Source organism: Pseudodonghicola sp. (assembly GCF_048268305.1).
GTDB lineage: Bacteria > Pseudomonadota > Alphaproteobacteria > Rhodobacterales > Rhodobacteraceae > Pseudodonghicola.
This window is the reverse complement of record NZ_JBLWVT010000007.1, coordinates 305,804-325,342: the sequence shown is the minus strand read 5'-3', so window position 1 is coordinate 325,342 and position 19,539 is coordinate 305,804. Positions and strand designations below refer to the sequence as shown.

The 19,539-nt window shown below is 65.3% G+C and carries 20 protein-coding genes and 1 tRNA gene; 8 read left to right on the top strand and 13 right to left on the bottom strand.

The genetic code is table 11. The features are described 5' to 3' along the window. Positions 1-153: 153 nt before the first annotated feature. Positions 154-855: a hypothetical protein gene (locus ACN0V4_RS15280; RefSeq protein WP_417677593.1), complete on the top strand. Its 702-nt coding sequence runs from the start codon at positions 154-156 to the stop codon at positions 853-855. A 401-nt stretch (positions 856-1,256) separates the two neighbouring features. Further along, a tRNA-Glu gene (locus ACN0V4_RS15275) sits at positions 1,257-1,331 on the top strand. Positions 1,332-1,529: 198 nt separating this feature from the next. On the opposite strand, the gene ACN0V4_RS15270 is transcribed toward ACN0V4_RS15275, so the two are convergent. Continuing rightward, complete coding sequence (locus ACN0V4_RS15270) at positions 1,530-2,150, bottom strand: cytochrome b/b6 domain-containing protein (RefSeq protein WP_417677591.1); 621 nt, start codon at positions 2,148-2,150, stop codon at positions 1,530-1,532. Between the two features lie 221 nt (positions 2,151-2,371). On the opposite strand from ACN0V4_RS15270, the gene ACN0V4_RS15265 reads away from it, so the two are divergent. The 3 genes from ACN0V4_RS15265 to ACN0V4_RS15255 are packed head-to-tail and all read left to right on the top strand — an operon-like array spanning position 2,372 to position 4,715. Next, positions 2,372-2,677: a PepSY domain-containing protein gene (locus ACN0V4_RS15265; protein WP_417677589.1), complete on the top strand. Its 306-nt coding sequence runs from the start codon at positions 2,372-2,374 to the stop codon at positions 2,675-2,677. Continuing rightward, positions 2,677-3,339, top strand: coding sequence for a response regulator transcription factor (locus ACN0V4_RS15260; protein ID WP_417677587.1), 663 nt, complete (start codon positions 2,677-2,679; stop codon positions 3,337-3,339). Before ACN0V4_RS15265 ends, ACN0V4_RS15260 begins: the two co-directional genes overlap by 1 nt. Beyond that, positions 3,336-4,715 carry a sensor histidine kinase gene (locus tag ACN0V4_RS15255; protein WP_417677585.1) on the top strand — a complete coding sequence of 460 codons (1,380 nt, stop codon included), beginning with the start codon at positions 3,336-3,338 and terminating at the stop codon, positions 4,713-4,715. Before ACN0V4_RS15260 ends, ACN0V4_RS15255 begins: the two co-directional genes overlap by 4 nt. Here the strand turns inward: ACN0V4_RS15255 and ACN0V4_RS15250 are convergent. The 12 genes from ACN0V4_RS15250 to ACN0V4_RS15195 all read right to left on the bottom strand — a co-directional run bounded on the left by ACN0V4_RS15250 (position 4,712) and on the right by ACN0V4_RS15195 (position 17,133). Then, a complete protein-coding gene (locus ACN0V4_RS15250) occupies positions 4,712-5,803 on the bottom strand; it encodes a DUF1513 domain-containing protein (protein WP_417677583.1) in 1,092 nt (363 codons plus the stop codon). The genes ACN0V4_RS15255 and ACN0V4_RS15250 overlap by 4 nt on opposite strands. Positions 5,804-5,805: 2 nt before the next feature. Beyond that, on the bottom strand, positions 5,806-6,825 hold the full coding sequence (locus ACN0V4_RS15245) for an imelysin family protein (protein ID WP_417677581.1): 1,020 nt from the start codon (positions 6,823-6,825) through the stop codon (positions 5,806-5,808). Further along, entirely contained in the window at positions 6,826-8,400 is a 1,575-nt protein-coding gene (locus tag ACN0V4_RS15240) for a di-heme oxidoredictase family protein (RefSeq protein ID WP_417677579.1), read from the bottom strand. Beyond that, positions 8,336-8,821 carry a bacterioferritin gene (gene bfr / locus ACN0V4_RS15235; protein ID WP_417677607.1) on the bottom strand — a complete coding sequence of 162 codons (486 nt, stop codon included), beginning with the start codon at positions 8,819-8,821 and terminating at the stop codon, positions 8,336-8,338. Before bfr ends, ACN0V4_RS15240 begins: the two co-directional genes overlap by 65 nt. Positions 8,822-8,825: 4 nt before the next feature. After that, a complete protein-coding gene (locus tag ACN0V4_RS15230) occupies positions 8,826-9,077 on the bottom strand; it encodes a (2Fe-2S)-binding protein (protein ID WP_417677577.1) in 252 nt (83 codons plus the stop codon). Between the two features lie 170 nt (positions 9,078-9,247). Further along, on the bottom strand, positions 9,248-10,267 hold the full coding sequence (locus ACN0V4_RS15225) for a hypothetical protein (protein WP_417677575.1): 1,020 nt from the start codon (positions 10,265-10,267) through the stop codon (positions 9,248-9,250). Positions 10,268-10,385: 118 nt separating this feature from the next. Beyond that, positions 10,386-11,645 (bottom strand): imelysin family protein, encoded by a 1,260-nt coding sequence (locus ACN0V4_RS15220; RefSeq protein ID WP_417677573.1) that lies wholly within the window; start codon positions 11,643-11,645, stop codon positions 10,386-10,388. A 263-nt stretch (positions 11,646-11,908) separates the two neighbouring features. Next, positions 11,909-13,453, bottom strand: coding sequence for an acetolactate synthase large subunit (locus ACN0V4_RS15215; protein ID WP_417677571.1), 1,545 nt, complete (start codon positions 13,451-13,453; stop codon positions 11,909-11,911). A 92-nt stretch (positions 13,454-13,545) separates the two neighbouring features. Further along, on the bottom strand, positions 13,546-14,490 hold the full coding sequence (locus ACN0V4_RS15210) for a Gfo/Idh/MocA family oxidoreductase (RefSeq protein WP_417677569.1): 945 nt from the start codon (positions 14,488-14,490) through the stop codon (positions 13,546-13,548). 14 nt (positions 14,491-14,504) lie between these two features. Continuing rightward, positions 14,505-15,356, bottom strand: coding sequence for a class III extradiol dioxygenase subunit beta (locus ACN0V4_RS15205; protein ID WP_417677568.1), 852 nt, complete (start codon positions 15,354-15,356; stop codon positions 14,505-14,507). Then, complete coding sequence (gene ligA, locus ACN0V4_RS15200; RefSeq protein WP_417677566.1) at positions 15,356-15,757, bottom strand: protocatechuate 4,5-dioxygenase subunit alpha; 402 nt, start codon at positions 15,755-15,757, stop codon at positions 15,356-15,358. The genes ACN0V4_RS15205 and ligA overlap by 1 nt, the downstream gene beginning before the upstream one ends. A gap of 152 nt (positions 15,758-15,909) precedes the next feature. Then, positions 15,910-17,133 (bottom strand): LysR family transcriptional regulator, encoded by a 1,224-nt coding sequence (locus tag ACN0V4_RS15195; RefSeq protein WP_417677564.1) that lies wholly within the window; start codon positions 17,131-17,133, stop codon positions 15,910-15,912. A 177-nt stretch (positions 17,134-17,310) separates the two neighbouring features. Here ACN0V4_RS15195 and ACN0V4_RS15190 point away from each other — a divergent pair, with 177 nt between their 5' ends. The 3 genes from ACN0V4_RS15190 to ACN0V4_RS15180 are packed head-to-tail and all read left to right on the top strand — an operon-like array spanning position 17,311 to position 19,429. Next, on the top strand, positions 17,311-18,189 hold the full coding sequence (locus tag ACN0V4_RS15190; RefSeq protein WP_417677562.1) for an amidohydrolase family protein: 879 nt from the start codon (positions 17,311-17,313) through the stop codon (positions 18,187-18,189). A 27-nt stretch (positions 18,190-18,216) separates the two neighbouring features. Further along, entirely contained in the window at positions 18,217-18,576 is a 360-nt protein-coding gene (locus ACN0V4_RS15185; RefSeq protein ID WP_417677560.1) for a protocatechuate 4,5-dioxygenase subunit alpha, read from the top strand. Positions 18,577-18,580: 4 nt separating this feature from the next. Then, positions 18,581-19,429 carry a class III extradiol dioxygenase family protein gene (locus ACN0V4_RS15180; protein ID WP_417677558.1) on the top strand — a complete coding sequence of 283 codons (849 nt, stop codon included), beginning with the start codon at positions 18,581-18,583 and terminating at the stop codon, positions 19,427-19,429. Positions 19,430-19,539 lie beyond the last annotated feature (110 nt).

The window sequence follows — 19,539 nt, the reverse complement described above, 5'->3', positions numbered from 1 at the left end:
ACTTGGGGAAGAATGGCTCAAGGCGCGCCATCTGCGCGTCGCTCAACCAGAAAAGATCAGACATGTTCACCGCTCGTTTTCGAGCCGTGAATCATGCCCTCAACCCGAAATCAATGGGTCCTGACTCTAAGAAAATCGGCGAAAGGCGACGGTATGAAAAAGGGCATCTTACTTCTGGCGGCGGTGGTGATCATCGCAGCATTGGCTTTCGCATTCAGCAAGAAAGACGAATCCGGAACTAAAACAGTTGAAGAGGTACCCACGCCCCAAGTTGAGGCATACGAAATTTCCGTCGAAGCAACCGCGATATCCGCCTACAAAGTTTTGCTAAAAGTCCAAACGACCATCCCCTTGCCCGTTGACGTTATGGCAAGTGTGTCCATCAAAGACCAGAAGCCAACCGACACCTATATTGGTGCATCGAGAAGAGTGACGCTTAACACACCGGAGCAAATCATAGAGATTGATGGATCAAGTGAAAATTTGCCCCGTGGCGCCTACTTCGCCGAAGTGACGTTCTATCCAAGATGGGGTGCGGAATCTGGTCCTGCGGCAGCAAAGAAGATCAAAGAAGAAATCTCGGGTCAGGATAGCGTCGCGCTTGCAGGTTCAGGCGCAAGCAAAGACGACACAGATAGGAAGAATGATTCCCAAAAGTGGGTCATGTTGAATGTAGAAATTGGAACACCATGGAACGAAAATCTCTTTGTTTCGAAGCTTGGTAGATTCACGAAATCGGCGGCTGACCTGAATCTTCACGATGCATATTACTTCCCGGATACAGACATGACTATCATCGTAAGCCGCATTAAAGGGACAGTGGCGATTTGGAGAATGGGGCGGGCCACGAAGTAGCTCGCCGAAATAATTAAGACTGTAACGAAAAAGCCCCGACGCAGTGAAGCGCCGGGGCAAAGCCGTTCGGAACAATCCCGAAGAACGAACGCCCATCAGGCCGACAGGCCATGCCGCCCGAGTTCGAAGGTCATTCAATCGCGTTGACGATGGGTCCGGTTGCGAACGGGGCGTCAATTTCGACGCGGGTTCCGATCTGTTCTGCCATGCCTTGCGAGTAGAAAGAGGGGCGCAGCCCTTTCAAGGCCGCGTTCCAGCTGGTCGGCTTCACCGCTAACACGATCCGCGACCAGCCGGTTCCGCCCGCTCCAGACACAAGTCAGGATGCAGGCGTAAAATTTCTTCACTTCCCCTCTTGCGCCCGGTTTCAGAGTTGCATAGAGAGGCGCTCACCACAGCGTGGCCCGTTCGTCTATCGGTTAGGACGTCAGGTTTTCAACCTGAAAAGAGGGGTTCGACTCCCCTACGGGCTACCACTGGTTTTCCCCGACATTTCAGATGTGATCGCGCAGCGCTGACATCAGGCTTTTCGCCCGATTGCAGCGACTTGCCGCCCATTCCTCAGCCAAAACATCAAGAAAAAGGGAGCGAGGGCGGCGTGCCGCACCCCGCTCCGCAGGCGGCGGTTCCGCGGCAGAGGGGGAACGGAACCGCCTTGTCGCACAAAGCGCCGATCACTCGGCGCGCTTGTATCCCGTGACCATCGACCGCGGCAGATTCTCGCGATGCCGATAGCTCGCCAGCGCCACCCCGCCGAGGTGGAAGAGCACCAGAACCAGGGTGAGATTGGCGAAGAACCCATGCACTTCTTTCCAGGGGTTTTCCTCGCCCTCTTCTCCCTCTTCATGCCCGGCGCTCTCGGCCTTGGTCTCCTCCTGCGGCAGTTGCTGGATGATCCCGGCCAGCGGCCCGCGCCCGTCTTCCGAGGCGAGCGTGGCCATGCCGGCAAAGGCCGTCACCGCCAGCGAGGCAAGCAGCGCCACCACCATGACCCCGCCGGCCGGGCTGTGGCCGACATAGCGCGGCGAGCGGCCGGCGATCAGCGCCCGCAGGTAATCGAACGCGCGGAAGGGGCCGGTGACGAAATCGGTGAACCGCGCCCGACGCGGCCCGACAACGCCCCAGAGAATGCGGATCGCCACGGTCACCGCGATGGCATAGCCCGCGAAGGTGTGCAGCCACTCTGGCTCGCCTTCGGTCAGATAGGCCACGGCGAATCCGACGATCAGCACCAGATGGCCGATCCGGACCAGCGGATCCCAGACCTTGATCTGCGGCTTTTCGGTCTGTGTCATCGTCAACCCCTCCGCTCGGGCAGGGAAGGCCCCGCATGGTCAGGCATAAGGCATCCGCCTGCGGCACTGGGCGCGGCGGACAAATCGGCGACAGATCTCATTCCTCGGGTCTCCGGCTCTCTGTTTCGAACTAAGCCCCTTCTGCGCTCTCGCGCCTGACATCCCGCTGACAGCGCGATGTCAGCTTGCCGTCAGCGCCGGAAGGCTAAAGAATGCGGATGATGAAACGCCTGCTGTCGCTGCCCCTGCTGATCGCGCTCGCCCTGCCCGTGCTGGCGGACGCCGATGACCATGACCGCGCCCGCAGCGCGCTGGAGCGGGGGCAAATCCTGCCGCTGACCGATATTCTGGCCATCGCCCGCGACCGGGTTGGTGACGGGCGGCTGATCGGGGTGGAATTCGAATATCACGAAGGTCTCTATATCTATGAGCTTGAGATGATCACCCCCGACGGCCGCATGATCGAACTGGAGCTGGACGCCGCCACCGGAGCCGAGATCGGCGCCCATCCGGGCCGGGACGACTGATGCGCGCGCTGGTGGTCGAGGACGACCCGAGGATCGCCGCCGATCTGGCCGCGGCGCTTGGCGGCGCCGGGTTCCTGACCGAGATCTGCGGCGACGGCGAACAAGCCTGGTTTCGCGGCGATACCGAGGACTATGACCTGATCGTGCTCGACCTCGGGCTGCCGGGGCTCGACGGGTTGAGCGTGCTGAAACGCTGGCGCGCCGGCGGCCAGGCGGTGCCGGTGCTGATCCTGACCGCGCGCGGCACCTGGCAGGAGCGGGTCGCCGGGATCGAGGCCGGCGCTGACGATTACCTGCCGAAACCGTTCCGGATGGAGGAGCTGGTGGCCCGGGCCCGCGGCCTGATCCGCCGCGCCGTGGGGCACCCCGCGGCGGTGCAGCAGGCCGGGGCGCTCAGCCTCGACACCAACCGGATGACGGTAACGCTGGCGGGCCAAACGGTGCCGGTCACCGCGCTGGAATACCGGCTGCTGTCCTATCTGGCACTGAACCGCGACCGGGTGGTATCGCCCTCGGAACTGCTGGAGCACCTCTATGGGGACGATGACGCGCGCGAGGCCAATGCGCTCGAGGCGGTGGTGGCGCGGTTGCGCCGCAAGCTGGGCAAGGGGGTGATCGGCACCCGGCGCGGCTTTGGCTATTTCCTGGAAGGTGACGCATGAGGCACCCGCTGCGCCACCTGTCGCTGCGTCTGCGGCTGGTGCTGGCCGGCGCGCTGGCGGTGGTCCTGGCACTGGGGCTGGCCGCGCTCGGCCTGTCGCTTCTCTTCGGCACCCATGTGGAGCGCCGGGCGCAGGCGGAACTCTCCATGCAGCTCGATCAGGTGCTGGCGGGGCTGGCGCGCAAGGATGGCGCGTTGACGCTGGCGCGCGAACCCGCCGATCCGCGGTTCGGCCAGCCCTATGGCGGGCTCTATTGGCAGATCGTCGACGGCGACCGGGTGCTGCGCTCTCGCTCGCTCTGGGATTACCGGTTGCCGCAGATGGATGATCTGGGCGACGGGCTGACCCACAGCCATCATCTGCCCGGCCCTGACGGGGCGCCGCTCCTGGTGGTCGAACGGCAGGTGCAATTGCCGCAAAGCCTTGGTGGCGATCGCATCCAGGCCTCTGTCGCGGTCGAGGCCGGCTCGCTCGAGGCGGCGCGGCAGGATTTCCTGGCCGACATGCTGCCCTATCTGGCGCTGCTGGCGCTGGTGTTGATCGCCGCCGGCGGGGCGCAGGTGATGGTCGGGCTGAAACCGCTGCGCGAACTGGGGGTCCGGGTCACCGCGCTGAGGCAGGGAACCGCGCGGCGGATGGGAGAGGACTGGCCAAAGGAGGTTCGCCCGCTCGCCACCGAGATCGACGCTTTGATCACGGCGCGCGAGGCGGATATCGACCGCGCCCGCGCCCGTGCCGGCGATCTGGCGCATGGGATGAAGACGCCGCTGCAGGCGCTGATGGGCGAGGCCGGCCGGCTGCGCCGCGCCGGTGAGGCACAAAGCGCGGCGGGGATCGAAACCATCGCCCGCGTGCTGCAACGCCATGTCGACCGTGAACTCGCCCGCACCCGCGCCGCCGCCCGTGCCCGCGATGCCCGCGCCGATGTCGGACAGGTGGTGCGTGGCGTCATCGCCGTGCTGCGCCGCACCCCCGAAGGCAGCGGCCTCGACTGGCAGAGCCGGATCGCACCGGGGCTGGTCGCGGCGATGGAGGAGGGCGATCTGGCCGAAGCCTTCGGTGCGCTGGCCGAGAACGCGGCGCGCCATGCCCGCGACCAGGTGACGATCGCCGCCGCGATGGCCGGCGACGGGCTGATCCACCTCAGCCTCACCGACGACGGGCCGGGCATCGCCCAGGGGCAGCTCACCGCCCTCACCGCGCGGGGCGCGCGGCTCGATCAGGGCGGCAGCGGGCTGGGGCTCGCCATCGCCAGCGATTTCGCCGAGGCCGCTGGCGGTGGCCTGCATCTGGAGAACACCGGCGCCGGCCTCAGGGCAGAGCTGCGGCTGCCCCCTGCCCCGCCCGATCGCGCCGGCGATCAGGCCATATCTTAGATGCGGCTCAGCGGCACCAGGTGATTGTCCCAGCGCACATCCGACTGGCCCAGATCATGCGGGCCGTCGGCCTCGAACATGATCATCCGCCCGGTGCCGGCGGAGGCCAGAAAGCCGTCGGACCGCGCGCCCAGACCGCAGACATCCTCCATCGGCAGAATCTGCGCCAATGCCCCGGTTTCGGCATCAAAGACCTGCACCCGCGCGCCAAGCGGCGAGGAGACCGCGAGATAGCGCCCGTCGCCGGAAAAGGCGACGCTGCCGCCATAGCCGTTCATCTGCGCCGCGACCTCGGGCTCGGTTCCGAACAGTTGCAGCCGCGGCGCCTCACCCCGGCGATGCACGCCCAAAATCGGTGGCTGATCGCCCTGCCCGCCTTGCCACTGCATGGCAAAGCCCACCAGCCCGTCGGCGCGCACGTCGATATGGCGGATCGAGTTCTTGTGTAGTTCGGGATCCAGTTCCACCGCCTCCAGCAGGCTGCCGTCGAGCCTGAGATAGCTCAGGTTCGGTTTCATGAAGGGGATGTTCAGCTTGCTCCGGCCGCTGTCGGGATGGGTTTCGATCCCGCCGTTGGCCACCACCAGCGTCTTGCCGTCGGGCATCAGCCGCAGCTCATGCGGGCCGACCCCGTTTGAATCGAACTCGCCCACCCGGGTATAGTTCGACGCCACGTCCCAGACCCCGATCACCCCGCGCGCGGCGTCAAAATCGTTCTCGACCGTGAACAGCAGATCGCCCTCGCGGGAAAACACCCCATGGCCATAGAAATGCCGTCCCTCGGGCGCCTCAAGCTCGGCCCTTGTGGTGCCGGCGGCGCAGTCGATGACGAAGGCGAAGGTGCCGGGCCGGCGGGCAAAGCCCACCGCCTCGGCCCGATGCGGATGGGCGGCGGCGGCATGGCCGCGTCCGGGGATCGGCTGACGGAAGCGGATCGTGCCATCGGCGCCCAGCCCCAGCAGGCAATAGGAGCCGTCCGGCGCCTGCGCCGCCGAAAGGTAATCGGGGGCCCCCACCTCGGCCCAGGTGACCGCCGGGGCCAGCCCGCTGGCCATCAGGCCCGCCAGAAATCCACGCCGCGAGGTCATGATCAATCCCCATCCAGAGAGTTGAAGCCCGCCGCCGCCCCCAGCATCGGGCCCATGTATTGGTTGACGTCGGTCCGGATGGTGCGGATCGCGTCCTGCAAGGTCTCTATCCGGATCCTCCCCTGCGGCGTCGCCACCCCGGCAAAGACCGGATCGTCGGTCAGCTTGTCGGCCCGGCTGAGGGCATAGTCGAAGTCCTTGTCGATCCGGCCCGCAACCTCTGCATCGCCCTCGTCCAGCAGGTCGGAGAGCCGGCGCAGCGCGGTCAGCGACAGCACCACATGCCGTAGCGACCGGCCCGACCGCCAGGCCTCGGCCCGGGTCGGGCGCGGCGCGTCGATCTTGCCCATCGGCCGGCCCAGCCGCAGATCGGCGTCGACTTCCAGATCGGTGACCACGGCCTTGAAGAATTCCTGCAAGACCTCGTCGTCGGTCTTATACGGGCTGTCGGGCCCCGGGTTGCGCATCAGATCGGCATAGCGTTCGCGCCAGTCGGCCTCGAGCGCCGCAGAGGTGCGGGCAATGTCGGCGGCCTGGGCCCGGACCAGCCGGCAGCGGTAATCGGCGGTCTCGGGGGTGGCGAGATCGGTATCGTAGAGCAGGTATTCCATCGCATAGAACCCGCGACCGGCGACCGAAACGGTGGCAAAGCCATCGGGCGTGTCGACCACCGGATCCTGCTGGGCGATCAGCCCGTCAAGCGTCTTCGGGATCATGCCGCGGCTATCGGGCCAGAAGGCCAGCGCGAAACCGCGCGTCTCGGCCTCGGCCGGGCCGAAGCGCAGATGGCTGACGTCGATCCAGGCATCGAAGGCCTGATTATAGGCCGCGCGCAGCGGCGCGCTGTCGGCGGCGCAATCGGCCTGGGCGGCGGCGTCGAGATCGGCGGTGCGCGCGGCCAGGGTGCTCATGCCCGGCAGCACCAGTTGATCGAGGATCGCCTCGGTCTTCGGCCCGGCCTGCGCCACCGGAGCGGCGAGCGCAGTGAACAGGGTGACGGCGGCAGGGATGAGATATCGCATTCAAAGGCTCTCCAGAAACCGGATCAGGGCGGCGCGATCGTCGGGCGGCAGGCCGATCACCCGTTCGCGCTGGGGCTGCGCCTCGCCCCCGTGCCAGAGGATCGCCTCGAGAAGGCTGCGCGCCCGCCCGTCATGCAGGTAACCGGCACGCGGATCGACCACCCGTGCCAGACCTATAGCCCAGAGCGGGGCGGTGCGCCACTCCGCCCCGGAGGCGCGGCCTTCGACCAGATCGTCGGCAAGCCCCGGCCCCATGTCGTGCAGCAGCAGGTCGGAATAGGGCCAGATCAGTTGAAAACTCTGTTCCGGCTGGTCTTGCAGCCGATGGGTGACGAATTTCGGCCGGTGGCAGGCAGGGCAGCCGATGTCGTAAAACACCTGTTTGCCGCGCAGCACCCGCGGATCATCGACATCGCGCCGCGCCGGCACGGCGAGGTTGCGGGCGTAATAGACCAACACATCAAGCGCCTTGGCGTCGGCCTCGAACACCCGGGCATCGCCATCGCCATGTGGCGCGGTGCGACAGGCGGGCTCAGCCTCGGTGCAGTCCCCCCAGGGCGCCGGATAGAGCGGGGTCGAGATGCCGATATCGTCGGAGAAGGCCCGGGCGCTCTGATCCTCGACCGTCGGCTGGCCGGCCTTGAGACCGAAGCGGCCCAGCATCGGGCGCTGATAGAGCGTCGACCAGACGATATTGGCCCGGCCCGAGACGCCATCGCCATTGGCGTCGTCGGGATCGGCGCCGGCCAGGATATCCTCCGCCGGGATCGCCTCGAGCAGCCCCAGACCGATCATCGCCGGCGCCACCCTCGGGCTGACGGCGCTGCCCGTGGCCAGCGGACCATGGGCCAGATCATCCAGGTGATACTGCGGCGCCCTGAGGCGGGCGATCTCGCCACCTTCAAGGGGGATCTCGATCTCGTCATAGCTGACGGTCAGCCGGTATTCCGGCTTCAGCCCCACCACGGCGCGGTTCTGCATCTGCCGGCCATAGACCGGATCGGGCCCGGTGGGGTGATACCCGGCGATCCCGGCCATCGCGCCGGCCTCCGCCCCCGTCGGGCGGGCAACATGCAGGACCAGCGACAGCGCCTGTTCGCCTGCCGCCGGCGCATGGCCACGGCCGTCGCGGGGATGGCAGCTCAGGCAGGAGCGCGCGTTGTAGAGGGGGCCCAGCCCGTCCGAGGCCTTGGTCGAGGAGGGCGAGGACACCCAGAGCTTTTCGAAGATCCCGTGCCCCAGGCGGAAGTCCAGCCCCCGCGTCTGGTCAAGATTGGCGGAGGGCTGCAGGAAGGTGTCCCGGTCGGCGCGAAACACCGTCGCGGCGCCGCCCGGGCGCGCCTCGAAAGCCTCCGGCGCGGAGAAATCCGTGGTCGGGCGCAAGGCCGCCGCGATCCGCGCGGTCTCCTCGGCACTGCGTGGCAAGGGGGTCAGATGCGGCTCGTTCAAGGCCGCCTCTTGAGCGGAACCGGCGCCCGCGATCAGGGCGAGCGCCAGCGCGAGCGCGGGCTTATTCGCCCGCGTCCATCTTCGAGGCGTTGAGCTGCGCGTATTTTTCGGCGCCAAGGCGGTCATAGAGGTCCAGTTGGGTTTCGAGGAAGTCGATATGCCCCTCTTCATCGGCCAGCAGTTCGTCGAACAGCTTCATCGACACGAAATCGCCAACCTTGTCGCAATAGGCGCGCGCCTCGGCATAAAGCGCGCGGGCGTCGACCTCGGCGGCGAGATCGCATTCCAGCGTCTCTTTCGGAGTCTGGCCGATCCGCAGGGGATCGAGTTTTTGCAGGTTCGGGTGACCTTCAAGGAAGATGATCCGCGCGATCAGCTTGTCGGCATGCTGCATCTCCTCAATGCTTTCCTCGCGGCTCTTGGAGGCCATGGCGCCCAGCCCCCAATCCTCTTGCAGACGGTAATGCAGCCAATACTGGCTGACCGCCGTCAATTCATGCCGCAGGGATTTGTTGAGGTATTCGATAACCTTGACGTCGCCCTTCATCGCCTTACTCCCGTCCATTCACTTCTGTTAGATGCACGCGGTCGAGACTGCGCGCGAGGATGGGAATTTGCAAATTGGAATTCTTCCGCATGGTTTCGAGGAACAGCGGCATGCAGCCGCCGCAATCCGCCGACTTGCCCAGGGCGCGATAGACCTTGCGCGGGGTGATCAGCGTGTCGGGGTCGGCCGCCCGCATCCAGTCCACCGCGGCGTGAATGTCGGAGTCACTGATGTTCATGCAGTGGCAAACGATCATGCGGCGACCTTCTGACTGGGAGCGGCGATATTTCCTAGCTTATTAGTCAGCTTTTAGCGGGCCCGCCAGTATTTTCCGATGCTTTCTATCAGATATTCGTTCAGATTTGCGTGAGGCCGCGCCGATGGCGCGACCTCGAACGGCTATCGGCTGACCCGAGCGGCTCAAGCTCAGGCGCCGAAGGGAATCACCAGGTTGACCCCCAGCGCGGTATCCTTGGTGCCGGCCTCATCCACATAGGCCAGCGCGCCGCCCAGGACGAACCCGTTGGCAAAGGTATACTCCGCCCCGACCGAGGTCAGATTGGTGTGCCCCTCGCTGTCGATGTCGCGGCTGGCGAAGGTTCCCGACAGCGTCCAGTTGCCGATCGCATAGGCCGCGTTCAACGTCGCATAGGTGGCGTCATCGGCGGTGCCGCCGTAGCCATCGAAGGCCGCGACCTCGGCCAGAACGTCGATGCCGCCAGCGAAGGAATGGCCGATCCCGAGCAGATAGCCCTTTTCATCCTTCACGTCGCCAGTGCCCGCGCTCAGATAGCGAATGCCGGCGTGAACATAGGTGTCGTCCCATTCCTTCGACCATTGCAGGGCGACGTTGTTCAGCTTGCCGGTATTGCCGGCGCCGCCGTCATTCGACGAATTGCGCCCGCGGTTGTAGCCCAGCGATTTGCTGAGCACCGTGTCGTCGGCATAGAACAGCCCATAGGACAGCGCCCCGGCCCCACCCAGATCGACATCGACCAGGACACCGATCTGTTCGGACAGCTCATAGTCCTCGGCGATGGTCGTGCCGTAGAAGCCGGCGGCCACATCCCAGGCCACCCCCCAGATCGGATGCACCTTGCCGGCCTGAACCACCACCGGCCCGAGATCGAATTCGACCCCCAGCTCATGCGCGTAGAGCCCCATCTGCTTGAAGGCACGGTTCTCGGTCGGATCGACCACCGACTCCCAGGTCAGCCCACCGAACAGCGCGACACGGTTGGTCAGGGCGAAGCGCGCGTTGATCTCGCCGGTGGCATAGGTGTCGCGGATCTCGCGGCTGGAGTCGTCGGAATGGATCACCTGGTCGTTGCCGATCTCGAGCGAGCCACCCAGGGACAGGCGACTGGTTTCCTGCGCCTGGGCGACAGGCGACAAAAGCAGCAGCGGCGCGCTGGAGACCAGCGCGACAGTCAGTTGTTTCTTCATGATCTTCTTTCTTGGAGGAGAGGGCGCCTGGCGGTCGCGCGGCAATGGCGCGGACTGGCTCGGCACAACAGCGGAGCCCCGAAGGGCTCCGCTGGAAATTCAGGATGTCATCTGGCGCTTACTGGAAGACGGCCGAGGGGTTGTCGAGGCTGTCGGAGCCTTCGAACTCCAGCTTGTCGACATTCAACGCGGCGACGATGCGTTCGATCGTCTTGGTCTGGTCGATCAGCCCGTTGACCCCGCCCATGATCAGAGCCGCGCCGGCGGTATTGCCCCGCGCCAGCATCTGGTCATAGGCAAAGCCGGCCTCTGCCGCGATCTTGATATCGAGCAGCGCGTTGACGGTGGTCGCCAGCTTGCCCTTCATCTCGGCATCAAGCTCCGGGTTTGCCTCGGCCACGAGGTCAGCGAGCGAGGGGCCGGACACCACGGTGCCGTCAGCGCCGACATACCGGCCCAGATAGACGTTACGGATGCCGATACCGTCATAGAAGTGGCTGTTATAGGTATTGTCCGAAAAGCAATCATGCTCTTCTTCCGGGTCGTTCAGCATCAGGCCCAGCCGCATCCGCTCACCCGCCTGCTCACCATAGGACAGGCTGCCCATGCCGGTCAGAATGGCGACGATGCCGGCATTCTCGTCCTTCAGCACATTGGCGCGCGCCTCGCCGCCTTCGACCCATTGCGCCGCCATCCAGTCCAGGTCGCTGACCAACAGATCGGTCGCCGCCTTCAGGTATTCGCCGCGACGGTCGCAATTGTCATGGGTGCAGGCGTCGCCCTTGGCGTAATCGGTCCAGGGCCGGTTGCCGGCGCCGGGTCCGGTGCCATTCAAATCCTGCCCCCAGAGCATGAATTCGATGGCGTGATAGCCGGTGGCGATATTGGTCTCGATCCCCTCGGCCTCCTGCAGGGTGCCTTCCAGCAGCTCGGGCGTGATATGGGTGGCATCCACCTCTTTGCCGGCAACCATGGGTTTCGGATTGGCGATCACGTTCAGCTTGGCGAGCGGGTTCTCATCGCTGTCGCCATAGGAGGGATCAACATAGTCGATCAGCCCCTCGTCCAGCGGCCAGCCGTTCACCTTGCCTTCCCATTCGTCGACGATCGGGTTGCCGAAGCGGAAGACCTCGGTCTGCTGATAGGGTACCCGCGCCTGTTTCCAGGCGGCCCTGGCGGCCTCCAGAGCCTCGGGCGACGGGTTGGCGATCAGCGCGTCGACCGCCACCTGCAGCCGCTTGGCCGTCGCGGCGCTGTCACCATAGGCGGCAGCGGCGATGTTCACATAGGTATCCAGCACGGCGGCCTTGTCGGCGGCCAGCGCCGGCACGGCTGCGACCGAGCCGAACAGCACGGCAGTCAGGGCGAGACGTTTCATTCCGAAGTCCTTTCAGTCGGCGATTGATCCCGGAAGAGCCTGCCGCACCGGCCACGGGGGCATGGTGGGCAATCCTGGCGCTTTCGCGATCCTGAAACACGGGCATCCCCGCGCAGACGGGGGCTCGCTCAGAACCTGATAAAATTCGTCGGAATTGTCAGGCGCCGGCCTCCGGCCGGCGGGAACCTGGAGCGACCCCTGCCCCGGCAGCCGGTCCTGCGGCGTCAAAGCCACGGGACCGGACCACAGAGCGGATCACCCGATCACATGACCGCCTCGATCAGCACCGGGCCGGGGGTGTCGAGCCCGGCGGCGAGCGCCAGCGCGAGCTGGGCGGTATCCTCGACCCGGGTCGCCTCGACCCCCATGCCGCGGGCGAGCGACACCCAGTCCAGCGTCGGACGGTCGAGTGACAGCATGTCGATGGCGCGCGGACCGGGGTTCTGCACGCCGACATTGGTCAGCTCGCCGCGCAGGATGTTATAGGCACGGTTGGCAAGGATAACGATGGTGACGTCCAGCCCCTCGCGCGCCATGGTCCAGAGGCCCTGCGGCACATACATGCCGCTGCCATCGCTGATCAGGGCCAGCACCTTGCGATCCGGACAGGCGACCGCGGCGCCGACCGAGACCGACAACCCATAGCCGATCGAGCCGCCGTTATTCTGCAACAGGCTGTGCTGGGGCGCGCCCCTGGTCGCCTCGGGCAGATGGCCGCCGCTCGACACCGTCTCGTCGACCACGATCATGCCCTCGCGGATCGCATTGGCGATCACCGGGGCGAGGGTCTTGGGCGTCAGGGGCGACAGCGGCGGCAGATCGGGCAGTGCCGCCACCTCGATCAGCGCCGATGTCGCCCCTGCCCCGGTCGCCGCCACCAGTGCCTCGAGCGCGGCACCGGTATCCATCGCGGCGGTGGCGAGCGGCACGAATTCCGCCCCCGGCCGGGTCAGCCGCGCCGGCTTGCCGGGATAGGCGAAAAAGCCGATCGGTTCGCGCGCGCCCAGCAGCACGATCTTGCCATAGGGTTCCAGCGCCTTCAGCGCCAGATCGATCGGATAGGGCACCCGCGGCATCGCCACCCGGCCGGCGCCGCGTTCGGTGCGCGGGTTGGCCCATTCCGACATCAGCGTGCAGCCGGTCGCGGCGGCAATCTTGCCCGCCAGCGCCAGGTTCTCTTCGGTCAGGGCGCCGGCGCCCAGCAACAACAGGCTGCCTTCCAAGGCGAGCGCCTTGGCGGCCTCTTCGACCAGCGCGGCATCAGGGCCTTCGGGCGCCTCGGGCATCAGCGCCTCGGCCACCACGCCGCCCTCGGTCCAGGCGGTATCGCCCGGCAGGATCAGCGTCGCCACCCGGCCCGGGGTGGTGCGCGCCTGCTGCACCGCGCGGGCGGCATCGGCGCCGACCTCCGCCGTCGAGAGCGAGGTATGAACCCAGGCCGACATCGGCCGCGCGATGCCTTCGATATCCGCCGTCAGCGGCGCGTCGAGCGCGACGTGGGTCGAGGCGTGCTCGCCGACGATATTGACGATGCCCGACCCGGCCTTCTTGGCGTTGTGCAGGTTCGCCAAGCCGTTGGCCAACCCGGGCCCGAGGTGCAGCAAGGTCGAGGCCGGCTTGCGCGCCATCCGCCAATAGCCATCGGCCGCCCCGGTCGCCACGCCTTCGAACAGCGCCAGCACCGAGCGCATCCCCGGCACATGATCCAGCGCCGCGACAAAGTGCATTTCAGAGGTTCCGGGGTTGGTGAAACACACGTCCACATCGCTTGCCAACAGGCTGCGCACCAGGCTTTCGGCGCCGTTCATGTCGTTCTCTCCTCAAAACAAAAAGGGCGGGATCGCCTGCCGCGACCCCGCCCGCACCGTTTCACGCCCCGCTGACCGGGGCCAGAGCGAATTTACTTCAGACCACGTTCGATGCGGTCCAGCGTCACCATCGCGGACAAAGTCTGGGCGACCGAGGCATTCGGCTCGCGCCCTTCCTTGATCGCGGCGACGAATTCACGATCAATCAGCTCGATCCCGTTGTTCGACACCGTCACACCGGACAGATCGATGGGGTTCTCGTTGCCGTCAAAGAGGTCGTCATAGCGGGCGATATAGGTGCCGTTGTCGCAGATATAACGGAAGAAGGTGCCGAAGGGCCCGTCATTGTTGAAGCTGAGCGACAGGGTGCAGATCGCGCCCGAAGGCACCTTCATGCCGATCGACATATCCATCGCGATGCCCAGATCGGGGTGAATCGGCCCCTGCAGGCCGAAGGCCTCCGAGGCGGTCTCACCGGTCTGATACTGGAACAGATCGACGGTATGGCAGGCGTGGTGCCACAGCAGGTGATCGGTCCAGCTGCGCGGTTCGCCCTTGGCGTTGGAATTGGTTCGCCGGAAGAAATAGGTCTGCACATCCATCTGCTGGATCTTCAGCTCGCCCGCCTGGATCTTGTTGTGGATCCACTGGTGCGAGGGGTTGAAGCGGCGCACCTGGCCGGCCATCGCCACCAGCCCGGTTTCCTTCTGCTTGGCCACCACGGCCTCGCTGTCGGCCAGCGAATCCGCCATCGGGATTTCGACCAGCACGTGCTTGCCGGCCGCCATGCAGGCGATCGCCTGTTCGGCATGCATCTGGGTCGGCGTCGCCAGGATCACCGCGTCGACATCGTCACGCGCCAGACATTCCTCCAGCGTGGTGGCGGCATGGGGAATGCCGCGTTGGGCCGCGAAGGCCTCGATCTTTTCCTTGGTCGGCCCCATCACCGAGGTCACCTCGACCTCTTCGATATTGGCCAGCGCATCAAGGTGCTTGATGCCGAAGGCGCCATAGGCGCCCGCCACGCAAAGTCTCATCTCGGGAGTCTCCGTCAGCTATGGTTTTCCAGAATGATATGGCCCACCGCGGTATTCGAGGCGGGAACGTGATAATGGCGGTGAACCTCGGTCACCTGTTCGTCGAGCGCACCGCGCATGACCAGCCACATGACCATCTCGATGCCTTCCGAGCCGGTCTCGCGCAGATATTCCACATGTTCGATCTTGCGCGCGGCCTCGGGGTCATTCGCCATCATGTCGAGGAACCGCTGATCCCATTCGGCATTGATCAGCCCGGCGCGTTCGGCCTGAAGCTGGTGCGACATGCCCCCGGTGCCGAAGATCATCACGTTCAGATCCTCGGGATAGCTGTCGATGGCGCGGCGGATGGCCTTGCCCAGGTTATAGCAGCGGTTGCCGGTGGGGGCCGGGTATTGCACCACATTGACCGCCAGCGGGATCACCGGACAGGGCCATTCGTCATCGACACCCTTGTCGCCGAACATCACCGACAGCGGCACGGTCAGCCCGTGGTCGACCTCCATCTCGTTCATGATGGTCAGGTCGAATTCATCAAGGATGACCGATTGCGCGATATGGGAGGCGAGCCGTTGATGTCCCTTGACCACCGGCACCGGACGCGGCCCCCAGCCTTCGTCGGCCGGGGCGAATTCCGCCGCGCACCCCAGCGCGAAGGTCGGGATGCAGGAGGCATCGAAGGCGGTGCAATGGTCGTTATAGACCAGGAAGATGACGTCGGGCTGGTTTTCCTTCATCCACTCGCGGCTTTTGACAAAGCCGTCGAACACCGGTTTCCAATAGGGCTGGTCGGTGATGCCGGTATCCATGGCGACGCCGATGGCGGGCACGTGGGAACACCCCACGCCTGCGGTAATCCGGGCCATTACTTGTCCTCCCATTCGGATTTATAGCGGTTGCCCTCGATCGACCGGCCCCCGTGCAGCATCATGTCGCGATACTCTTCGCGGCTGACGCCGGTCATCATCGCGGCGAGATCCTGGAAGGTGATCCCGTCGAAGGCGGCGAGCTTGGAGGTGTAATAGATGTTCCCCCCCAGTTCGAGCAGCCGGTTCCAGGCGCGATCGCGCACCGCCTGTTTCTGCGCCTCGGTCATCGGAAAGCGCGACATATATTCCTCGGGATCGGCGGTCAGCGCCTCCCGGTTCTTCTGCAACCTCAGCGAAATGCAGAACTGGTTGAGATGATATCCCTCGCGTGAGCGGTCGGCATCGAAAACGAAGGTGCCGGGGATATCGTCATAGGGTTTGTCCTGTCGGTCGGTCATCGCCGCTCCTCCCCCTGAAGCCTTTGGTGAATCCTCTGGGCGCGGGTCCGCAGATGGCGCCCCGGGCCGCTTCGACTTACCAGCCCCGCCGCCGGGTCAGAAATTCAATGCCGCGCGGAGGCATTCGTTTCTGTTATAGATGGAATACATCTTTACTCCACCCCCGCCTTCACCTGGGCCCGGATCAGATCGAGAAACCGCGCCTGGGTGGGGGTCGGACGCCAATTGGCGCGATAGGTCAGGCCGATGGGGCGCGCGCTTTCCGGCAGCTCGATCGGCAAGGGGGCGAGGATGCCATACTCCTGCTCCACCTCGATCTGCTTGCGCGACATGATGGTGACGTAATCGCCCCGCATCATCAGCCCGCGCACCAGCACCAGCGAATTCGCCACCACCCGCACCGGCGTGTCGGGAAGCTGCGGGATTTGCAGCCGCTCATAGAGATAGGTCCCCGAGGGCGTCGGCAGCGGCGGCGCGATCCAGGGGTAATCGAGCGTATCCTCGAGTGTCAGCCCCTGTTTTCCGGCCAAAGGATGGGTCCGCGCGGCGACCACCGACAGGGTGTCGGAGAACAGTTCCTCCTGCACCACATCCTCGGCCGGCAGCGGATCGCGCAGCGCCCCGATCAGCAGGTCGAGATCGCCGAACCGCAGATCGCGCAGCAATGTGCTATAGGCGCCGTCGACGCATTGCAGTTGCAGCTGCCCGTTGCTTTCGCGCAAGAGCTGGTCGATCGCCGCCGGCAGGATGGTGGTGCGCGACAGCGGCATGGAGCCCACGGCGATCCGGGTGGAATCGCGGCCCAGAAATTCGCTCACCTCGAACTGACCCTGACGGATTTCCGCATTGGCCAGCCGCACGTGATGGGCAAAGGCCTCGGCCGCAGGCGTGAGCATCACGCCGCGCCGGACCGGTTCGAAGAAGCTGAGCCCAGAGAGCCTCTCAAGATCGCGGGCGGCCCGATGCACGGCGGGCTGCGAGACGCCAAGTTCGCGCGCCGCATGGCTGAAGTTGCCGGTCTGCGCCACCGCGATCAGCGCCCGAAGCTGCACCGCCGTGGTCAGACGATGGAAATCCCGCCGCCCCGCCGGCGCCGGGCGCGGCGCCCGTTTGCGCGCCTGCCGCTCGCCATCCTTCAGCAGATCGAGCGCCCGGGTCACCCGGGCCAGGAAGATCTCGCCGATCTCGGTCAGAAACATCCCCTCGGGCCGGCGATCGAACAGCCGCGCCGACAAGGTCTGTTCCAGCTTGGCCACCGCCTGGGTCACCGCAGGCTGCGACAGGTGCACCGCATCGGCCGCCAGATTGATCCGATTGAGCGCTGCAACCTGTTGCACCGCTTGCAGATGCCGCACATTGGGAAATACGAAATCCATCCGATCCCGCCCTTCTGTTCTGGCCTGCCCCGGCCGGGGCCTTTCGCCACATCTATAACATCTGCCAATTCGCAAAGCCAAGCTTCCAACTGGCGCGGCACGCCGTCACAGGCCTATGGTCACGCCAATTCGCGCCGCATCGCAAGGCGGCGCCCCAACGTTCGAGGAGGAGGCCCGATGGACCCCGATTACCTGCCGTTTCACCCCAACCCCAAGGTGCCCGATTTCAAGGTGCCGGCGGGCAGCGTCGATGCCCATTGCCATGTCTTCGGCCCGGCCGCGAAATTCCCCTATTCGCCCAAGCGCAAATACACCCCCTGCGACGCGCCGAAGGAAAAACTGTTCGCGCTGCGCGACTATCTGGGCTTCTCGCGCAATGTGATCGTGCAGGCCTCGTGCCACGGCACCGACAACGCCGCGCTGATCGACGCGCTTGAGACTGCCGGCGACCTGGCCCGCGGCGTCGCCGTGGTCTCGCCCGACATCACCGACGAAGAGCTGGCCGCAATGGATGCCGCCGGCGTCCGCGCGGTGCGCTTCAACTTCGTCAAGCGGCTGGTCGATGCCACCCCGAAAGAGGTCTTCATCGGCATCGCCGAACGCATCGCCAAGCTTGGCTGGCACATTGTGGTCTATTTCGAGGCCCCCGATCTCGAGGATCTGATCCCCTTCCTGGAAAGCCTGCCGACCACCGTGGTGGTCGACCACATGGGCCGCCCCGACGTGAGCAAGGGCGTCGATCACCCCGACTTCCAGCGCTTTGTCGACCTGCTGGCGCGCAACCAGAATTTCTGGACCAAGGTGAGCTGCCCGGAACGTCTGACCGTCGCCGGCCCGCCCTATGCCGATGTCGTCCCCTTCGCCCGGCATTTGGTCGAAACCTTCCCCGACCGCGTGCTCTGGGGCACCGACTGGCCGCATCCGAACATGAAATCGCACATGCCCGACGATGGTCAGCTGGTGGATGTGATCCCGCAGATCGCCCCCACCGAGGAGCTGCGACAGAAGCTTCTGATCGACAACCCTATGCGCCTTTACTGGCAGACCGAGGCCTGAGGCCGCAGCAGAACAGGGAGGAGCCCCATGGAGATCACCGATTTCGATCACCACACGCCGATCGAGGGTACCACGCTCTTCGACGGCGAGATGGCGATGAAGGGATATGCGCTGAACAAGATGTGCTATTCCTTCAACGCCGCCGCGGCGCGGGAGGCCTATCTGGCCGACCCCGAGGCCTATATGGAAAAATACGGCCTGAACGAGGAACAGAAGCAGGCCTGCCGCGACAAGAACGTGCTGGCGCTGATCGCGGCCGGCGGCAATATCTATTACCTCGCCAAATTCGCCGGCATCTACCGGCTCGACATGCAGGACATCGGCGCGCAGCAGACCGGCATGTCCAAGGCGGAGTTCCAGGAAAAGCTGCGCCGGGCGGGGGATTGAGACAATGGCGAAACTTCTGGGCGGCCTGACCACCTCGCATATCCCGGCGGTGGGCAACGCGATCCACAAGGGCCTGTTCGACGAGCCCTATTGGAAACCCTTCTTCGACGGCTACCCGCCGATCCGCGCCTGGCTGGACAAGAACAAGCCCGACGTGGCGATCAATATCTACAACGACCACGGGCTGGGCTTCTTCCTCGACAAGATGCCGACCTTCGCGATCGGCGCCGCGCATGAGTACCGCAACGAGGACGAGGGCTGGGGCATTCCGCAGCTTCCCCCCTTCCCCGGCGATGCGCCCTTCAGCTGGCACATCATCGAAAGCATGGTGGAGCAGGAATTCGACATCACCTCGTGTCAGGAACTGGCGGTGGATCACGGCTTCGTGGTGCCGATGCAGCTGTTCTGGCCCGGGGCGCCCAACAACCCCGACATGCCGCGCGCCATCCCGATCAGCGCCAATACGGTGCAGCACCCGATCCCGACGCTGAAACGCGCGCTCGATTTCGGCAAGGCGCTGCGCAGGGCCATCCTCAGCTATCCCGAGGATATCAAGGTGGTGGTGCTGGGCACCGGCGGGCTCAGCCATCAACTCGACGGCGAGCGGGCGGGCTTCATCAACAAGGAATTCGATCAGTATTGCATGGAGAAAATCATCACCGACCCCGAGGCGCTGACGAAAATCTCCCGCCGCGAACTGGTGGAAAAGGCCGGTGCCCAGGGCACCGAGTTCCTAATGTGGATGATGATGCGCGGCGCCTTGGGCGACAAGGTGCGCCCGCTGCACGCCAATTACCACATCCCGATCTCGAACACCGGGGCCGGCACCATGCTGCTCGAATGCGTCGAGTGAGCTGACCGGCCGCGGCAGAGGGGGCTCTGCCCCCGTCTCCTGCGGAGACTCCCCCGCCGTATTTGAACCGAGAAGAAGGGCGCGGCCATGGCGGCGCCTTTTTTCGTGTC